This is a genomic window from Bacillus sp. FSL H8-0534, from assembly GCF_038005885.1.
Lineage (GTDB): Bacteria > Bacillota > Bacilli > Bacillales > Bacillaceae_G > Bacillus_A > Bacillus_A pseudomycoides.
The window spans coordinates 26,648-42,599 of record NZ_JBBOUC010000004.1 but is presented as its reverse complement, the minus strand read 5'-3'; the positions used below and the strand labels follow the sequence as shown (position 1 = coordinate 42,599).

At 34.9% G+C, this 15,952-nt stretch carries 20 protein-coding genes and 4 pseudogenes; 17 read left to right on the top strand and 7 right to left on the bottom strand.

The window, feature by feature from the left end; genetic code table 11:
- Positions 1 to 68: 68 nt before the first annotated feature.
- Positions 69 to 635: pseudogene (locus MHH71_RS29640) on the bottom strand (LysR family transcriptional regulator substrate-binding protein); the annotation flags it as partial.
- Between MHH71_RS29640 and MHH71_RS29635 the strand changes: the two are divergent.
- From MHH71_RS29635 to MHH71_RS29610, 6 genes and pseudogenes are all read left to right on the top strand, one after another.
- Positions 616 to 1,773: pseudogene (locus tag MHH71_RS29635) on the top strand (MFS transporter); the annotation flags it as partial. The pseudogenes MHH71_RS29640 and MHH71_RS29635 sit on opposite strands and share 20 nt — an antisense overlap.
- Positions 1,774 to 1,903: 130 nt before the next feature.
- On the top strand, positions 1,904 to 2,029 hold the full coding sequence (locus MHH71_RS29630) for a MerR family DNA-binding transcriptional regulator (protein WP_006095255.1): 126 nt from the start codon (positions 1,904 to 1,906) through the stop codon (positions 2,027 to 2,029).
- Between the two features lie 16 nt (positions 2,030 to 2,045).
- Entirely contained in the window at positions 2,046 to 2,204 is a 159-nt protein-coding gene (locus tag MHH71_RS29625) for a hypothetical protein (RefSeq protein ID WP_231398750.1), read from the top strand.
- Position 2,205: 1 nt separating this feature from the next.
- The gene (locus MHH71_RS29620) at positions 2,206 to 2,487 is read left to right on the top strand and encodes a MazG nucleotide pyrophosphohydrolase domain-containing protein (RefSeq protein WP_006095256.1); all 282 of its coding nucleotides are present in this window, start codon (positions 2,206 to 2,208) and stop codon (positions 2,485 to 2,487) included.
- 84 nt (positions 2,488 to 2,571) lie between these two features.
- A complete protein-coding gene (locus MHH71_RS29615; protein ID WP_003198733.1) occupies positions 2,572 to 3,237 on the top strand; it encodes an HAD family hydrolase in 666 nt (221 codons plus the stop codon).
- A gap of 199 nt (positions 3,238 to 3,436) precedes the next feature.
- Positions 3,437 to 3,647 (top strand): annotated as a pseudogene (locus tag MHH71_RS29610) (subclass B1 metallo-beta-lactamase); the annotation flags it as partial.
- 44 nt (positions 3,648 to 3,691) lie between these two features.
- Here the strand turns inward: MHH71_RS29610 and MHH71_RS29605 are convergent.
- On the bottom strand, positions 3,692 to 4,015 hold the full coding sequence (locus MHH71_RS29605) for a winged helix-turn-helix transcriptional regulator (protein ID WP_003207774.1): 324 nt from the start codon (positions 4,013 to 4,015) through the stop codon (positions 3,692 to 3,694).
- A 124-nt stretch (positions 4,016 to 4,139) separates the two neighbouring features.
- Between MHH71_RS29605 and MHH71_RS29600 the strand changes: the two genes are divergently transcribed.
- Entirely contained in the window at positions 4,140 to 4,670 is a 531-nt protein-coding gene (locus MHH71_RS29600) for an NAD(P)H-dependent oxidoreductase (RefSeq protein WP_006095257.1), read from the top strand.
- Between the two features lie 163 nt (positions 4,671 to 4,833).
- Here the strand turns inward: MHH71_RS29600 and MHH71_RS29595 are convergent, their stop codons facing one another.
- On the bottom strand, positions 4,834 to 5,253 hold the full coding sequence (locus MHH71_RS29595) for a VOC family protein (protein ID WP_006095258.1): 420 nt from the start codon (positions 5,251 to 5,253) through the stop codon (positions 4,834 to 4,836).
- 405 nt (positions 5,254 to 5,658) lie between these two features.
- Between MHH71_RS29595 and MHH71_RS29590 the strand changes: the two are divergent.
- The 3 genes and pseudogenes from MHH71_RS29590 to MHH71_RS29580 all read left to right on the top strand — a co-directional run bounded on the left by MHH71_RS29590 (position 5,659) and on the right by MHH71_RS29580 (position 7,850).
- Positions 5,659 to 6,107: pseudogene (locus MHH71_RS29590) on the top strand (GNAT family N-acetyltransferase).
- 58 nt (positions 6,108 to 6,165) lie between these two features.
- Positions 6,166 to 6,933 (top strand): GNAT family N-acetyltransferase, encoded by a 768-nt coding sequence (locus MHH71_RS29585; protein ID WP_006095261.1) that lies wholly within the window; start codon positions 6,166 to 6,168, stop codon positions 6,931 to 6,933.
- A 17-nt stretch (positions 6,934 to 6,950) separates the two neighbouring features.
- Positions 6,951 to 7,850, top strand: coding sequence for a PhzF family phenazine biosynthesis protein (locus tag MHH71_RS29580; RefSeq protein ID WP_006095262.1), 900 nt, complete (start codon positions 6,951 to 6,953; stop codon positions 7,848 to 7,850).
- Between the two features lie 29 nt (positions 7,851 to 7,879).
- Here MHH71_RS29580 and MHH71_RS29575 read toward each other — a convergent pair whose 3' ends face one another.
- A complete protein-coding gene (locus MHH71_RS29575) occupies positions 7,880 to 8,089 on the bottom strand; it encodes a hypothetical protein (protein WP_003198717.1) in 210 nt (69 codons plus the stop codon).
- A 177-nt stretch (positions 8,090 to 8,266) separates the two neighbouring features.
- Between MHH71_RS29575 and MHH71_RS29570 the strand changes: the two genes are divergently transcribed.
- From MHH71_RS29570 to MHH71_RS29550, 5 genes are all read left to right on the top strand, one after another.
- Positions 8,267 to 9,016, top strand: coding sequence for a Nif3-like dinuclear metal center hexameric protein (locus MHH71_RS29570; RefSeq protein WP_033798963.1), 750 nt, complete (start codon positions 8,267 to 8,269; stop codon positions 9,014 to 9,016).
- A gap of 8 nt (positions 9,017 to 9,024) precedes the next feature.
- Positions 9,025 to 9,522 carry an NUDIX domain-containing protein gene (locus tag MHH71_RS29565; RefSeq protein ID WP_018781793.1) on the top strand — a complete coding sequence of 166 codons (498 nt, stop codon included), beginning with the start codon at positions 9,025 to 9,027 and terminating at the stop codon, positions 9,520 to 9,522.
- A 125-nt stretch (positions 9,523 to 9,647) separates the two neighbouring features.
- The gene (locus MHH71_RS29560) at positions 9,648 to 10,499 is read left to right on the top strand and encodes an aminoglycoside phosphotransferase family protein (protein ID WP_033798964.1); all 852 of its coding nucleotides are present in this window, start codon (positions 9,648 to 9,650) and stop codon (positions 10,497 to 10,499) included.
- Positions 10,500 to 10,572: 73 nt separating this feature from the next.
- The gene (locus tag MHH71_RS29555; RefSeq protein ID WP_033799664.1) at positions 10,573 to 11,397 is read left to right on the top strand and encodes an MBL fold metallo-hydrolase; all 825 of its coding nucleotides are present in this window, start codon (positions 10,573 to 10,575) and stop codon (positions 11,395 to 11,397) included.
- A 14-nt stretch (positions 11,398 to 11,411) separates the two neighbouring features.
- On the top strand, positions 11,412 to 11,981 hold the full coding sequence (locus MHH71_RS29550) for an SGNH/GDSL hydrolase family protein (RefSeq protein WP_006095267.1): 570 nt from the start codon (positions 11,412 to 11,414) through the stop codon (positions 11,979 to 11,981).
- A 41-nt stretch (positions 11,982 to 12,022) separates the two neighbouring features.
- Here the strand turns inward: MHH71_RS29550 and MHH71_RS29545 are convergent, their stop codons facing one another.
- Positions 12,023 to 12,199, bottom strand: coding sequence for a DUF1272 domain-containing protein (locus MHH71_RS29545; protein WP_006095268.1), 177 nt, complete (start codon positions 12,197 to 12,199; stop codon positions 12,023 to 12,025).
- Between the two features lie 174 nt (positions 12,200 to 12,373).
- A complete protein-coding gene (locus MHH71_RS29540; protein WP_006095270.1) occupies positions 12,374 to 12,934 on the bottom strand; it encodes a cysteine hydrolase family protein in 561 nt (186 codons plus the stop codon).
- A gap of 126 nt (positions 12,935 to 13,060) precedes the next feature.
- Here MHH71_RS29540 and MHH71_RS29535 point away from each other — a divergent pair, with 126 nt between their 5' ends.
- The gene (locus tag MHH71_RS29535; RefSeq protein WP_033798965.1) at positions 13,061 to 13,921 is read left to right on the top strand and encodes a LysR family transcriptional regulator; all 861 of its coding nucleotides are present in this window, start codon (positions 13,061 to 13,063) and stop codon (positions 13,919 to 13,921) included.
- A 92-nt stretch (positions 13,922 to 14,013) separates the two neighbouring features.
- A complete protein-coding gene (locus tag MHH71_RS29530) occupies positions 14,014 to 14,883 on the top strand; it encodes a pentapeptide repeat-containing protein (protein ID WP_033798966.1) in 870 nt (289 codons plus the stop codon).
- Between the two features lie 108 nt (positions 14,884 to 14,991).
- Here MHH71_RS29530 and MHH71_RS29525 read toward each other — a convergent pair whose 3' ends face one another.
- The gene (locus tag MHH71_RS29525; RefSeq protein WP_006095273.1) at positions 14,992 to 15,879 is read right to left on the bottom strand and encodes a DMT family transporter; all 888 of its coding nucleotides are present in this window, start codon (positions 15,877 to 15,879) and stop codon (positions 14,992 to 14,994) included.
- Between the last annotated feature and the right edge of the window lie 73 nt (positions 15,880 to 15,952).

Here is a 15,952-nt window from a genome sequence, read left to right as displayed (position 1 = left end):
AAAGCCCGATTGGTTCAACTAATAATCAGTGGGGGATGGAGAAAACCCCCACTGATTAAAGTTTCACTTTATGTGCATTCTATAAATCGTCTAGCACTGTTAGAGAGTTTCCGATCTTTCAACCAGATTATTGATGATTCAGATTGGAATGGGAAATCTATTAAATCTACTATTCTGATAAATTCTTGCGGGATATAAGATACAGCACTTTTAGGTAGAATCGAGGCTCCGATCCCAGCCATGATGAGCATAAGTACAAATGCAGAGTCGGGACATTCACATGCTATATTTAATTTTATACCATGCCGACTGCATTCATCAATGACGAGCTGATGGTAACTGTCTTCTTTATCTTTATGTAAAAGTAAGAGGGGGATATGATCTAGTTTAGTTATGGAGATTGGAAGATTTGAATGATGAAGCTCCCATTTTGCAGGCATGACTAATACGAATGGCTCCTTTGATACACAAATACTAGAAAAAGCCTTCTTATTAAAAGGGGTACGTAAGACAGCGAGTTCAATATTCCGATTTTCTAATTGCTCTATTAAGTATAAAGGACCACCTTCCCATATTTTTAAGTTTACATTTGGATAGTTCTCTTGAAAATAGCGGATTTTTTCAGATAAAAAAGGACCAAAGTTTGTATGGATTGTAGCAGCAACCGCTTGGTCTATTTTTGAAATTGCGACCGCTTTTGCTGGAGAAATAGGGATGGCTGTTTTTGGGGGCTCTGCTTTAGCAGGATTTGCTCTGTTCCGAGTTTTATTTGGATTCACAGAAGGTCCATCTTTCGTGGTTTCGAATAAGACAGCAGCAAACTGGGCAGCGCCAAAAGAAAGAGCTTTTCTAACATCCCTTGGTTTTGTTGGTGTTCCGTTAGGCGCAGTATTAACTGCACCAGTAGCGGTTATGTTACTCTCTTTTACAAGTTGGAAAATGATGTTTTTCATCCTTGGTGCAATTGGGATTGTATGGGCGATTATTTGGTATTTTACTTTTACAAATATGCCTGAAGATCATCCGCGAGTGACGAAAGAAGAACTAGCTGAAATTCGTAGCTCTGAAGGTGTGCTTCAATCAGTAAAAGTAGAGAAAAGGATCCAAAAAGAGCCGTGGTATTCTTTCTTTAAAGTTCCGACATTCGTCATGGTTACGTTAGCGTATTTTTGCTTTCAATATATCAATTTCTTAATATTAACTTGGACACCGAAATATCTGCAAGATGTATTCCATTTTCAATTATCTTCTCTTTGGTATCTTGGCATGATTCCTTGGCTTGGAGCTTGTATTACATTACCGTTAGGGGCGAAGCTATCCGATCGTATTTTACGTAAAACAGGAAATCTTCGTTTAGCTCGAACAGGATTGCCGATTATCGCTTTATTCCTTACAGCGGTTTGCTTTAGTTTCATTCCAGCGATGGATAATTATGTAGCTGTATTAGCACTTATGTCACTTGGGAATGCATTTGCTTTTTTACCAAGTTCATTATTTTGGGCAATCATTGTCGACACAGCTCCTGTTCAAGCAGGAACTTATAGTGGAATTATGCATTTTATTGCGAATATCGCGACAATCTTAGCCCCGACCTTAACTGGATACTTAGTTGTAAGTTATGGCTATCCTTCTATGTTTATCGTAGCTGCCATTTTGGCCGCTATAGCAATGGGAGCGATGTTATTTGTGAAGCCAGGGCAGCAAACTAAGGCTGAAAGTTTGTTCAATTGGAAGAGTAAGGAGAGATTGGAGGAGCCTCGTACAAATATTTAAATGATTAGAATAAGTGGTGTGAAAAACGAGTTGTATACAAACTCGTTTTTTATTTGTCTGAAACGAATGTTTTCTATAGTGAAATATGAATTAAGTGGGAAAAAATTGAAAATAAAGGCTGGGATCGTACATGTATACAGTTGGACAGTTTTCAACAATATGTGGTGTATCCATTAAAACGTTACATTATTATGATGAAATTCATCTTGTGAAACCGCTGCATACTGATTCTGTAACAGGATATTTTATCGAATAGTAAAGAGCATGTATGTTTGAATCTGAAAAAATATAATTTTGGGACATTATATTCGGTCGTGTATGAGTTAAATAATTTGAGAATCCATCGTGCAGAAGGACAACCGAATCGTTGTAAATATAAAGAAGATAAAAGATTGGTAGAAGAAATTTATAAAAAGAGAAGGGGAATATAAAGTGAAGCTTTCTGAATTTCAGCAGTATGTATCAAATTTTAGTAAAGAAAAAGGGTTTGCGGATACGACAATTGAGGAGCGTACAATGTATTTGATGGCTGAACTAGGGGAACTAACAGAAGCGGTATTAAGGCGAAATGATGATGATAATATAAAAAGAGAAATAGGCTTAGAAATGTTTGATGTAATTTGGAATGTGTGTGATTTAGCGAATAAATTAGAAATTGATTTAGAGGAAGCATTTCAGGAAAAGATGGAAATCAATCGAGATAGAGAGTGGTAAAGATAGAAAGTGTGGATGGTATGACGCTAACATGAGATAATAGAGAAAGGAATGCAATAGGTAGGATTGTAATGGAGGAAGAAAGTGAACTTAAAATATAAATGTTTAATACTAGATCATGATGATACAGCAGTAAAAAGTACACCGGATATACATTATCCATCATTTGTAGAAGCTTTAAAAGATTTAAGACCTAATGAAACGCCATTATCATTAGAAGAGTTTGTTTCAAATTGTTTTCATCCTGGTTTTCTGAGTTTATGTAAAGATATTATTCGTTTTACACCAGAAGAGCAAGAGCACCAACAAAAAGTTTGGAAAAAATACACCGAATCGAAAATTCCAGACTTTTATGAAGGGTTTCCTGAATTGGTACGGGAGTTCAAGAGACAGGGCGGAATTGTAACGGTTGTTTCTCACTCTGAAAGTAGTCGCATTAAGAGGGATTATGAAAAGCATTGTGGATTTGTCCCAGATGCAGTGTTTGGATGGGAGTTAGAAGAAAATCAGAGAAAGCCACATCCGTATCCAGTGAAAAAGATTTTGTCTATGTTTCATCTACATGAAGATGAAGTCATCGTATTAGATGACTTGAAGCCTGCACTAGAAATGGCAAAGAGCTGCAACGTTACATTTGCAGCAGCTGGTTGGTCGCATCATATTCCGAAAATTAGAAAGCGAATGGAAGAGGAATCAGATTATTATTTTGAGAGTGTAGAGAAGTTTAAAGAATTTATCTTTAATGAGTAAAGAGGAGAAAGAACTTGGGAAACACCAAGTTCTTTTTTTATGCTACATCGCAGATATTAGAATAATTGTAGGTGTTCTATTGAACAAATAGCACATTTCAAGAGTGAATAGATTATGTAACTGTACGATTAGAAAAGTATGAAGATAAGAAGATCCCGTTAGTTTTTGTTGATTTTTGTATGTATAGCTTTATTAGGAGGAAGACAATATAACAGTATGGCTCCCTCAATATAATATTCTTTTTGGAGGTTGTTTAGTAAAATCAGCAGGTGCGAAAAATTTAGGGAATGTTGCGGATGCATATATAGATGAATCGATATGAAAATATAAAATCAGTTATACCAGGGCATGGAGATGTAGGAGATAAAAGTTTGCTTTCTCATACGTTAGAGTTATTACAAATAAAATAGAGAAATTGAAAGAGTGATAGAAAAGAACCCTTTGCAGGGTTCTTTTATTTTGATAATCTTTTGACTTGATGATCTTTTCCCCATTCACACAGTTCATTCATAATTTGAATTAAAGATTTTCCGTATTCGCTTATTGTGTATTCAACTCTTGGTGGAACTTCTTGATATACAGTACGATGGATAATCCCATCAGCTTCAAGTTGTCGCAATTGTTGCGTCAGAACTTTTTGTGTAATATCTGGGATCGCACGTTTCAGTTCGTGTGTCCGCTGCTTTCCGTTCATGAGAATGCATAAAATACTACTCTTCCATTTTCCTCCGATGACTTCAAGGGTAGTAGCGATAGGGAAGTTCTGATTCATCTTCATATTACACCTCCATAGGTACTTTGAGGTTCCTATAGCACCTGAAAGTACGTACTTTTCAATTATATGTAACTAATACATACTAATACTAAAGGATTTCATTTATTTATAAGGGGGAAGGGAATTTATGAAAACACTTGTAATTGTAGCACATCCAGATATTGAAAAATCAAGAATTAATAAAAGATGGATAGAAGAACTGGAGAAATATTCTAATGAGATAACAGTACATGAATTGTATAAAGCGGCTCCCAATTGGGAATTCGATGTTGATTATGAACAAAGACTATTATTAGAACACGATCGTTATATATTTCAATTTCCGCTCTATTGGTATAGTTCACCACCATTATTAAAAAAGTGGTTTGATGATGTGCTGACGTACGGTTTTGCATATGGTTCTACAGGGGATAAAGTACGTAATAAAGAATTTGGTTTGGCGATTTCTATAGGGGGATTAGAAACGCAGTATAAAGATGGGTTTACAATGAACGAACTAACAAAACCATTTCAGGCAACTTGTCTATACACAGGAATGAAGTTCATACCAACATTTACGTTGTATGGAGCAGAATACCAACTAAAGGATGAAGATATCGAAAGAAGTGCAGCTGAGTATATTAACTATATTATGAATAAAAGTAATCTTTATATATGATTTAAAAATATCCCGATCCTTTATAGGTATCGGGATATTTTTATTGGTTTGAAATAAAGTTTGAACAGAATGGATTCCAATATAAAAAATCGCCGGATAGAAAAAAGAGGGACCTTTTTCATAATTACTTCATATGAGTTATGACTTGTTCGGTTGAAAGTTGTTATGTAAGGGGTGTGTCATTGACTTTTGAAACTTTCTTACCATCTTTATAGACAAGACAAGAAACTTCAATTAATAAACCATTAAATACTGTAAAATAAAATCCATAACTACTACCTCTCATTGTATAAGGTTCCTTGTCTATTTCAATGCCTCCAGCTACTAAGCGATTATATGCTTGATCAACTTCACTTGAAGTTTCCACTAAAAATCCAATATGAAAAGCTTCAGGATATCTAATAGTCTTTTGCCCTTTGAATGCTTTCGGATCACTTAACACGAGAATAAATCCATTCTCATCACTCATTATTACAAGAGCCTTTCCTTTTTGTTTTAAAAATTGAAAATCAAAAAATGTCTCAAAGAAATGTCTAGCTTCTGATAAATCATCAACACATAGATTTAAATGGTTTAACCTCATTCAATCATCTCCTTTTAAACAGGAAATCCCTATATTAGTAACATTTGAAAGGGAATAGACAAGTATTTGAATGTTACGGTCATGGCTTTCTGTTTAGTTATAGTTAAGGCAACTAGACTATATATATGCTATGTAACATCATAATTATTCTATTCGTACCTTTTGATCTTTACTAGAAATAGAACAACAAACTAGTGAATCTATTCTTGCTAACCCTGTACAGGGTTTAGCGGTTAGAATGGGGGGAATAATGGGAAGTGAACAAGAAATGATGAATATGTTTATTAATTTACTAAATTCTGTATTTCATTTAAAATGATAAAGAAAATTCCAATAATATAAATTATTTGGCAGGAAGTATGATTCGTAAATTTCAGTCTTTGAGTATAAAGGAAGAGATAAAAATTGAAACAGCCATTGTTACAAGTAGAAACCGAAAGGCTTATGATCCGTCCTGTTCTAAAAGAAGATTATATAAGTTGGTATGAAGGTTTCAACAATCGTTTACCACCTCAATATAAGTATGATGATGGTTATCGAGATATGTCGTCTTCAACAAAAGAATGGTTTACTGAATGGATTATCAATGGGCGATGATAGGGTATTCAATCCATAATCAGTACGGGAAAATGGGCTGTGGCTTAGAAAGTGTACGGGCCGCTATGGACTTATTCTTTGATCATCTTAAATTCCATCGCATTGAACTGCATATAAATGTTGATAACGAGCCATCGATTCGTCTGGCGGAAAGAGCAGGATTCGTTTTTGAATGTACAAGAAAAGCGTTTTCTCTTGAGAACGGAAAATGGACTGATTATTTAACTTATTATAAAAATCGTCCTGAAGAGGTTTGATCCATCTTTAGGAGAGTTAGATTGGTAGTTTCAATTTTTGTATAGAAGGGTGAACACAATGTACAATCTTACAACTATTCAAAACATATTTGGCCCCTCGAAAAAAGTATTAAATGGTTTGCCAAATGCAGTAACAATTGAAGAAATGGATGAAGATTCTTTTTATGATGCTCAAAATTATAAAGAGCAGATAAAAAAGTTTGAAGAGCTTTGTTCAAATTGGAATGTAAAAAGAGCAAGCATTTTACTAGATAAAAGTTTCAACAGTTATACTCTGAGTGCAAAAGTGTTACGTGAATTTGGCTTTGAGCTTTATGCAGCGAAAATAGAGGTGTTTCGTAAGCTTTCGGATAGCGTAACTCTAGAAAAACAGTATGATTTTTGCTCTATAGACGTAGGGACGTTGTCTGAAGAGGAATTTAAGTCGCTTTGGGAACGATGTATGTCAGATTCGGACAACAAATCATCAAGTCTTAACATTAATGAACATTTTCATGCTATACAAGCAGAATTAGGTAAGGGGTGGGAAAAATCATGTATTGCTTTTTATGATAAAGAGCAACCGATTGGAATATCCATTCCTCATATTGAACCTGGTACGAAGAATGAAGGTCGATTATTTTATTTTGGACTATTGCCGGAGGAACGTGGAAAAGGACTTAGTGCTCATATCCATCTTCAATCTTTATACATGTTAGAACAGATGGGGGCTACTTATTATATTGGAAGTACTCATATGACAAATGAAAAAATGCAAAAGGTTTTTTGGAAAAACGGATGCTCTATAAGGACAGAAACGGAATTGTATTGCAAAATATTTAAATAAATTCAGGAGATGAGAAAATGAAGGAAATAAAAGTTTTCCATTATGATGCATTTAGTACAAAGCCGAATATGGGAAATCCAGCTGGGCTTGTAATAGATGCAGAAGGATTAACTAATGATGAAATGCAGCTTATTGCAAAAAAAGTAGGATTTAACGAATCGTCTTTTGTGCTTCCTTCGAATGTAGCGGATATAAGGATCCGTTATTTTACACCAGGGCATGAAATGAATCTTTGCGGACATGCGACAGTGGGAACTATATTTGCACTTCACGAAAGAGGGCTACTGAAGGGGAAACGAAATCTCACAATCGAAACGAAAGCGAGTGTTTTACCAGTACATATAGATATAGATGAAAATGGAGAATCATTTATTAAAATGAGACAAACGGCGCCACAGTTTCAAAAGTTTGATGGTTCCATTGAAGAGTTAGCGCACAGCATTGGACTTCATGGGAATGATTTAGATGAAACGCTACCAATTGTGTATGGGAGTACTGGAATTTGGACTTTATTAGTTCCAATTAAAACGTTGGATGCTTTTCAAAGAATGAAACCAAATAATGAAGAGTTTCCATCTATTCTAAAAGAAGTACCGAAGGCATCGATTCATCCTCTTTGTTTAGAGACGTATGATGAAGCAGCACATATGCATGGCCGTCATTTTTCATCACCTTATTCTGGAACGATAGAAGACCCAGTGACGGGAACGGCTTCTGGGGTAATGGGAGCTTACTATGCTAAGTTTTTGAAAAAAGATTTTAATAGTGAAATGAAATTCATTGTGGAACAAGGGCAAGAAATGAATAAAGATGGTCGGGTCGCTGTTTATGTAACAAAGAAGCAGGAAGATGAGTCCCTACAAATTGAGATTTCTGGAACTGCAGTGTATGTAAAAGAATTTCAAATTTCGATTTGAAAAAAGTCCGGTCATATACCGAACTTTTTTCATCTGTTTAAAACTTCAATAAAAGAGGCATTTCCATTTTGTCTCATTACAGAATGAAAATTGTTATTTTCTAACGTTTCGGCAACCTGTTTTAACTGTCTCACATCATCATGATGAATTAGTAAACTATCTGCTCCGCTTTCTTCAATGTGGAGATGCTCAACCTTACCGATAGCCTCATTTACAGCTTGTAAAAAATCGGGTTTCATATATATCCTCCTAATATGTACAGGTATTTTTTTATAGCATGCCCGTATTTATCAAAATTAAAAGTTGGCGGGAATACAAGAAGGGCTCATTGTTTCATACTTCTAATTCGAAGCAGGTTTTCATTACGTGAAAATAAAATATATATGAGGGAAAGAAGTGTGAAAAGGAGAATTGAAATGAATATAGCAGGGTTTAAAAATTCGATTGAAATGTTATTTGGAGAGCATCTTCATAAATATGGTGATGATGAATATGGCTTCACCAATATTAGCAAAGAGGAATTTTGTAAAATAGGTTATACAACGAACCTAACGCTGGAAACAATCGAAGAAGCACGAGTAAATCAAGTCGATATGATCATTACACATCATGCACCGTGGAGCTTTTTATTCGGTATGGAAGAATCTTGTGTTGAGAAATTAAAAGAATATGAAATCAATCATTTTTGGATACACTTACCTTTAGATTTTGTGAATTTTGGAACTTGCACTTCATTATTTAACGAAATTGAGATTGATAAAATACTCGAATATTCTTCGTATGAGGAAGAAGAGTTACCTGGGATTGGAGAATATGAATCTCCTATTTTATTGTATGATTTAGTGGAAAGAGTAGAAGAGAGATTAGAGGAAAAGGTAAAAGCGTGGAAGAATCATAATCGTCCGGTGAAACGAGTAGCAATCTTAACAGGAGCAGGGAACAACACAAATATTATAAAAAGAGCATTGGAAAAAGGTTGCGATACATATATAACGGGAGAGAAAACGTTATATACAGTTCAATATGCAAAATTTAAGGGAATCAATCTTATTGTTGGTAGTCATACGTTTACGGAAGTTTTTGGAGTGGAAAGTTTAGCTTATAAATTAAAAGAGCTGAATCGGGCATTAGAAATTACTAGATTATATGAAGAGCATTTGGAGTGAGGGAGAGAATGCCAACGATATACGCGAACTATGGGGAATCAAGGGTGAAGTTAACATGGCTAAAAGCAAATACATTACCAGATTATGAAGGGATTACGAGTGTCCATGGTTTTTGTTTTTATAAAGATAAGGTTGTATTAATAGATCATCATAGTCGTAGTTGGGATTTTCCTGGAGGGCATCTTGAACAGAAGGAAACGCCAGAAGAATGTTTTCAGAGAGAGGCATGGGAAGAAGGGTATGTGAAAGGGGAATGTACCTTGCTTGGATATATCATTGTAGACCATAGTGAAAATCCAAATTGGAATGAAAATGATTCATATCCCAAAATAGGATATCAACCGTTTTACCGGATGGATATTACAGAAGTTCATGATTTTAATGGAGAGTATGAATCGAATAGAAGAATATTTGTGAAGCCGAGCGAGGTTACATTGTATTATCCAAAGTGGAATGAGATTTATGATGAAATAGTAGCTGCTGCATTATTGGTTTCAGAAAGATAGAGATTCCTTCTTTTATAATATAAGGATTTTTAAAGGTTTTTTCTTATATTTGTCAAATAATTATAAAGTCGTTTCATTTAATAGTAGTGATATTCAAGTACGGGTGCAGAATAGGAATGAGAAAAATGAATATTTCGGAAATTATTGAACAATTGGTTGTTAATGAAGTTATTACTGATTATCCGAAAGGGTACAAAAAATTAACTGGCGGTACTACAAGTAGACTGTATCTTCTAGAAGGAAAAGAGCAGTGTGTTGTAAAGTTGAATGAACCAAAGGTCATTGAAGAAGAAGCGTATTTTCTTGATTTTTATGAAAATGAAAGTATATTTCCTAAGCTTTTGTATGTAGACCCGCTCAATAGATATATGGTCTATTCATTTATCCCTGGTTCCACAAGTTATCATGCTCGGGATAAAAGAGATATTCTTTGTACACTTGTACAGAAAGTGATTGATAGATATAAACCAGCTATGAGTATGGATCAGTGGGGATGGAAAGAAGGACCGGTAGACTCTTGGCAGGATTTTCTTTTAAACAGAGTGATGGAGGCTAATGAGAATGTAAAATCTTACATTACACAAGAAGAGTTTCATAGTGTTCTTAAATTAGTACACAGTCCAAATAGAACGGCACATAGCAATCAACCATATGTATTACATGGGGATTGTGGATTCCATAATTTTATATTTAAGGAGCATAAATTATATGGTGTGATTGATCCTTTGCCAGTTTTGGGAGATCCAATATATGATTTAATTTATGCATTTTGTTCGACGCCTGAAGATTTAACGAAAGAAACTATAGACTATGTAGTAGAACAATGTGTATTTCATAAGAATACAAAGGGAAAAGTTTTATATGAAGAAGTACTAATAGGGTTGTACCTTCGATTAGAAACTTGTATCAGGCATCATCCTGAAGATTTAGAAGCCTATTTAATAGCATGGCGTTATTGGATAAATGAGCTTCAGTAAAGAAATAAAATGCTTTATTTTTAGAATAACAGCTTAAAAGAATCGAAAACAAAAAGGGGATAGGAGAATGATTATGAAAAACTTTATTTGTACAACATGTGGCGTACAATATGCAGCAAGTGTAGAAGAACCAGTGAATTGTATGATTTGCAATGAGGAGAGACAGTATATTAATCCGAAAGGTCAATCTTGGACAACACTGGAGGATTTACAAGAGAGTAATACATATAAAAATGAAATCATTGAAGAAGAAACAGGGCTTTATAGTATTACAACAAAACCAGAATTTGCGATTGGCCAAACAACTTATTTGGTAAAAACAGATTCATATAATTTATTATGGGACTGTATTACTTATTTTGATGAAAATACAATTGAAAAGGTAAAAGAATTAGGAGAGTTAGATGCGATTGCGTTATCCCATCCACACTATTATTCTACTCAAGTTGAATGGGCAGAACGGTTCGATGTACCAATCTATATACATGAAGATGATAAACAGTGGGTTATGCGTCCGAGTAAACATATTGTTTTTTGGTCAGGAGAATCATTGCAATTAGCTGATGGACTCACTATACATCGTCTAGGCGGACATTTTAAAGGTGGTTCTGTTTTACACTGGTCACAGGGGAGTGAAGGGAAAGGGATTTTATTAACAGGCGATATTATTCAAGTTGTAGCGGACCAGCAGTGGATGAGCTTTATGTACAGCTATCCAAATTTAATTCCGTTACCAGCAAATAAAGTTGAAGAAATAGCTAAAAGAGTAAAGTCATTGCCTTTTAATCGTTTATACAACGCTTTTCACCGAGTAGTAAAAGATGATGCAAATGAGGCGGTACAGCGTTCGGCACAGCGCTATATTTCAGCCTTAGAAGGGAAATTATTTCATACATAAAAGGGGAAACGGAAATGAACACATTAGTATGTTTTGGTGATAGTATTACAGATGGTGAAATATTCTGGAATGGCGAACCTAGATTAACTCCGCGTTTACAAGATTTATTTCCTGATTGGAAAATAGTAAATGCAGGTGTTTCTGGTGATAATACGTTCGATGCTTTGAGAAGAATAGAAGAAGATGTGTTATCTTATGAGCCGACATTTGTAACAGCCTTTTTTGGTGCGAATGATGCAGCGTTTCATAAACAAGTATCACTACAAGAATATAAAGAAAATTTAATCGAGATTGTGAAAAAAATCTCACCAGAAAAGGTGCTGCTAATTAGCCCGGCACCAGTGGATGAGGAAAGACAGCACGCAAGAACAAATGAAGTACTATCACAGTATGCAAAAGTGGTGGAAGAAGTGGCAAAACAAACAGGAAGTTATTTTCTTGATTTACATTCTCATATGATTCAAGAATTAGAGTATAAGAAGTTTGTAGAAAATGAAGATCGTGATGGGCTGCATTTTGGAGAGACTGGCTATGAATACTTATCAGCGTTAATCGGGGAGAAGTTAAAAGGAATTTTAGAATAAACGGTGGAAAAGAAAAAGCAAAGCTACTGGTAGCTTTGCTTTTATTGTTTCCTTTTTGGTCTACGTACTAATTCACCACCGCAGTTTGGACACACTTGATTCGTTTTTTCTGTGCATGGTGCACAAAATGTACATTCATACGTACAAATATAAGCCTCCGAATCTGTTTGAAGTGAAGTGTTGCAAGTTTGACAGTTTGTTTTCATTTCTAATGCCATATGATTTCCTCCTACTTGTATGAATGTTTGTAATTTAATGATAATATAAACGGGAGAATATGTCTTTTTCATATGAAAGTATATTTGGAAGTTAAATTAGCATTTGCAATGAAATGTGCTATTTTATTTTGAAATTGATTGTTTAGTGACTTTTAAAGATGCATTAAGGGGGATTTAAAGCAAATCTATAAGTTTGTTAGTTGCTAAAACGGTAGCAAACATTTCATGAAGACTTACTAATGCAAGCTTATGGATATCTTCTGCATGATGATAATTTCCATCATATGAGATTCTACCAAATGTAGCTGTCGCATCTGAAACGACATAAGTTGAAAAACCTAAATTACCAGCCATACGTGCTGAAGTGGATACGCAATAGTCCGTTGTTAAACCGATAATGACGGCAGTTTCATAATTGTGTTCTCGTAAATATGCTTCTAAATTGGTTCCGATAAAAGCGCTATTCACATTTTTTTGAAATACTGGTTCATTTGGAAGTGGAGTAGCAAAGTCTTTAAATTCACTTCCGCTGCTTTCTTTTCTTAATGGGTGATTTTCTTTATTTGAGATGTGCTGCACATGAATTACAGGACGATTTGTTTTTCTCCATGTTTGTAATATAAGCTCCATGTTTGTTTCAGCATGTATATTATTGCGTTGTCCCCAGTAAGAATCATCGAATCCTTTTTGAATATCAACTAGAATAAGTGCAGCATTTTTAGGTAATCGATTCATTTGTTATTCTCCTTTTCAAAAATGATTTATTTTCCATATGGTAATGATATCAATTATTGTAAAAGTAGAGAATTTCCAGTATTTTTGAAGGGTATAACAAAAAGTTTGAACAAGGGGATAAAGAGGATGGAGATTGAGTGGTTACGATGTTTTTTACTTTGCTCAGAGTATAAAAGTTTTTCAAAAGTAGCAGAGCATTTTCATATGACACAACCTGCAGTAAGTAAGCAGATAAAGAAATTAGAAGCTGAATTAGAAGTGGAATTATTAAGTAGATCTCCACAAGGTATAGAATTAACAGAGGCTGGTATGTATTTTCAAAAAAGAATAATTCCATTCGTTAAAGAATGGGATGGCATTAAACAAGAAATGAAAGACATGGGAGAATCCGTACGTGTAATATTAGGTTTACTCCCTAGTCTTGCAGCATTCTATCTTCCAGAAAAACTTGTTGGAAGCCAAAGTGAGAATATGAATTTAGAAACGAAAGTATATGATATGTCTAAAGAGATTATGGAAGATATTTTATCAGGGAAATTAGATGTAGGTTTAGTAGATGAAAAATGGGTACCAAAAAAGCTTTGGAATAGGCAGTTGTTTGTGGAACCATATGATGTAGTTTTTCAAAAGACACATCCGCTTAGTAAAAGAGAAAATGTAACCATAAAGGAGCTGTTATCGGAGAATTTAGTTATGTATCCAATCGGTTGCGATATTCGAAGAGCGATTATGGATGAGTTTGAAAGATTGGAAGTAAAACCTAATATTAGTTCTGAGGTATCGTTTCGAGACTTTATTCTTGGGATGGTTGCTGCAGGGGCGGGAATTACAATTGTTCCACGGACGATTTCAGAACGTATTGAACATTTGCCACTGCGTACGATACCCATCCGGGATTTTCAAAAACAAAGAGCAATATATTTGATTGCACGAAATGAAAGGATTGGTAAAGCTCTCTTTAAGATGTTTACAGGAACTGCTTTGTAATTGTTGGAAGGTACTTTTATTACAAACTATTTCTTTTATATACATATCTATACAAAATTGAACAAGTAATACAGCAACAGGGGGTACATGTTTTGTTAGAGAATAATAATTTTTTGGATTCAAAAAGTGGTGTGAGTTTTAACAGTTTACGCGCTGACTGTGAGAATTGCTTCGGCTTGTGCTGTGTTGCGCTTCCTTTTGCAGCTTCAGCCGATTTTGCTGTTAATAAAGATGGTGGTAAGCCGTGCTCTAATCTACAATCAGATTTTCGTTGCAGTATTCATAAAAACCTTAGGCAGAAAGGTTTTAAAGGATGTACTGTATTTGAGTGCTTTGGTGCGGGGCAAAAAGTTTCTCAAGTTACCTTTGAGGGAGTTGATTGGCGCAAAGGTCTAGAACAGGCAAAGAAAATGTATGATGTTTTTCCAATTATGCACCAACTTCATGAGATGCTTTGGTATTTGAATGAAGCTTTAACGTTAAAGGTGACAAGTCCGATTTATGGGGAGCTTCGTGACGCGATTGAGGAGACAGAACGACTTTCAAGGCTTAGTCCAGATTTACTAATGAAAATAAATGTTCCATTACACCGAGCAGATGTAAATACTCTTCTTTTAAGGACGAGTGAACTAGTATGGATGGAGTCACGTCACCGGTATAAAGGGACGAAAAAAAATAAGAGAACTGACCACCGAGGAGCAAATCTCATGGGGATAAAGCTTAGAAGGGCAGATCTTAGGGGAGCGAATTTAAGAGGAGCATACCTCATTGCTGCTGATCTTCGAGGTGCTGATTTAAGAATGGCTGACTTTATCGGTGCTGATTTACGAGATGCTGACTTAAGTGGAGCAAATCTAACAGACACTATTTTTCTAACTCAAGTCCAGATTAATGCAGCGAAAGGGGACGCAAACACGAAATTACCAAGTTTACTTTCTCGTCCAGCGCACTGGTCTGCTTGAGAAAAAGGTAAATGAAACATTAGGTTTAATTCAATATAAATGTATGTAATAGCTTTATAATCAAAAACACAGGCCGTATTTTTTTTATAGCCTGTGTTTTTGATATTGTTAGTTTTTCTTCTCAAATGTGGCAATGATTACACTAAATATAATAAGAGCACCACCAATAAAAAAGTTACGATTCAACGTTTCATTTAAAAGTAACCAGCCTAATAATGAACCAACAATAGGCTGGAAAAAGAAAAACAATGAACCGATGCTGGCATCCATTAACTCAAGTCCTTTATTCCAAAGAAAAAAGGCTCCAGCGGTCGAGATGATTCCTAAATATAAAATACCTAAAATGATAGTGGTATTTAAGTCCCCAATTGGATTAGATTGTAATTCCCAAATCATGCAGGGTGTAATGAAAAATAGTGAAAAGAAGATTGCGTACGTTGTAATGACTAAAGATGAAAATTGTTGAGAAGCAATCTTTACATAAATAGATAGTAGAGCCCATGTAATCGCAGCCCCCACTAAAATGATTGTGCCGATAAAATAAGAGCCAACTTCTATATCCCACCCAATAACAATTGTGACGCCTAGTGTAGCTAAGACGGTAGAGAGTATTCTGCGAGTCGTTAACTTTTCTTTCAAAATCAATGTAGCAAACACGACCATAAATGCTGGAGTGGCCGATGTAACTAAAGAGCCTGTGTGCGCATCTGATAATTTTGTTCCAACAAATTGGCACGTAATTGAAACAAAGTAGCCGATGAAGCCAATCCAAGCAAAGAGTAGCCAATCTTTTTTATTTATTTGTATCGTTGTTTTTTGTTTTCGTTTTGTCGTTTTTAAAATCATGTACAAAACTACAAAGGCAATAATAAAGCGAAGCCAGACAAGTGTGAGAGGCGGAATAAAGTCTAGTACATATTTACTAACAACATACATACCACCCCAAATACTTGCTGCAAGTGATAAACATATAGCGCCTAAAATTGTTTGTTTCATTGTGAAATACCTCCGTCTATTTATAGGATTGTAAAATAGGGAATCCTAAGACGAGGCATGTTTTTTTATAAAA

Coding starts and splice junctions, on each gene's coding strand:
- MHH71_RS29540 (WP_006095270.1), bottom strand. CDS start 12,934: ATGAATCGATTACCTAAAAATGCTGCACTTATTCTAGTTGATATTCAA.
- MHH71_RS29575 (WP_003198717.1), bottom strand. CDS start 8,089: ATGAAACCCGATTTTTTACAAGCTGTAAATGAGGCTATCGGTAAGGTT.
- MHH71_RS29600 (WP_006095257.1), top strand. CDS start 4,140: ATGAAAACACTTGTAATTGTAGCACATCCAGATATTGAAAAATCAAGA.
- MHH71_RS29605 (WP_003207774.1), bottom strand. CDS start 4,015: ATGAAGATGAATCAGAACTTCCCTATCGCTACTACCCTTGAAGTCATC.
- MHH71_RS29525 (WP_006095273.1), bottom strand. CDS start 15,879: ATGAAACAAACAATTTTAGGCGCTATATGTTTATCACTTGCAGCAAGT.
- MHH71_RS29545 (WP_006095268.1), bottom strand. CDS start 12,199: ATGGCATTAGAAATGAAAACAAACTGTCAAACTTGCAACACTTCACTT.
- MHH71_RS29550 (WP_006095267.1), top strand. CDS start 11,412: ATGAACACATTAGTATGTTTTGGTGATAGTATTACAGATGGTGAAATA.
- MHH71_RS29630 (WP_006095255.1), top strand. CDS start 1,904: ATGTATACAGTTGGACAGTTTTCAACAATATGTGGTGTATCCATTAAA.
- MHH71_RS29555 (WP_033799664.1), top strand. CDS start 10,573: ATGAAAAACTTTATTTGTACAACATGTGGCGTACAATATGCAGCAAGT.
- MHH71_RS29580 (WP_006095262.1), top strand. CDS start 6,951: ATGAAGGAAATAAAAGTTTTCCATTATGATGCATTTAGTACAAAGCCG.
- MHH71_RS29570 (WP_033798963.1), top strand. CDS start 8,267: ATGAATATAGCAGGGTTTAAAAATTCGATTGAAATGTTATTTGGAGAG.
- MHH71_RS29535 (WP_033798965.1), top strand. CDS start 13,061: ATGGAGATTGAGTGGTTACGATGTTTTTTACTTTGCTCAGAGTATAAA.
- MHH71_RS29560 (WP_033798964.1), top strand. CDS start 9,648: ATGAATATTTCGGAAATTATTGAACAATTGGTTGTTAATGAAGTTATT.
- MHH71_RS29585 (WP_006095261.1), top strand. CDS start 6,166: ATGTACAATCTTACAACTATTCAAAACATATTTGGCCCCTCGAAAAAA.
- MHH71_RS29595 (WP_006095258.1), bottom strand. CDS start 5,253: ATGAGGTTAAACCATTTAAATCTATGTGTTGATGATTTATCAGAAGCT.
- MHH71_RS29565 (WP_018781793.1), top strand. CDS start 9,025: ATGCCAACGATATACGCGAACTATGGGGAATCAAGGGTGAAGTTAACA.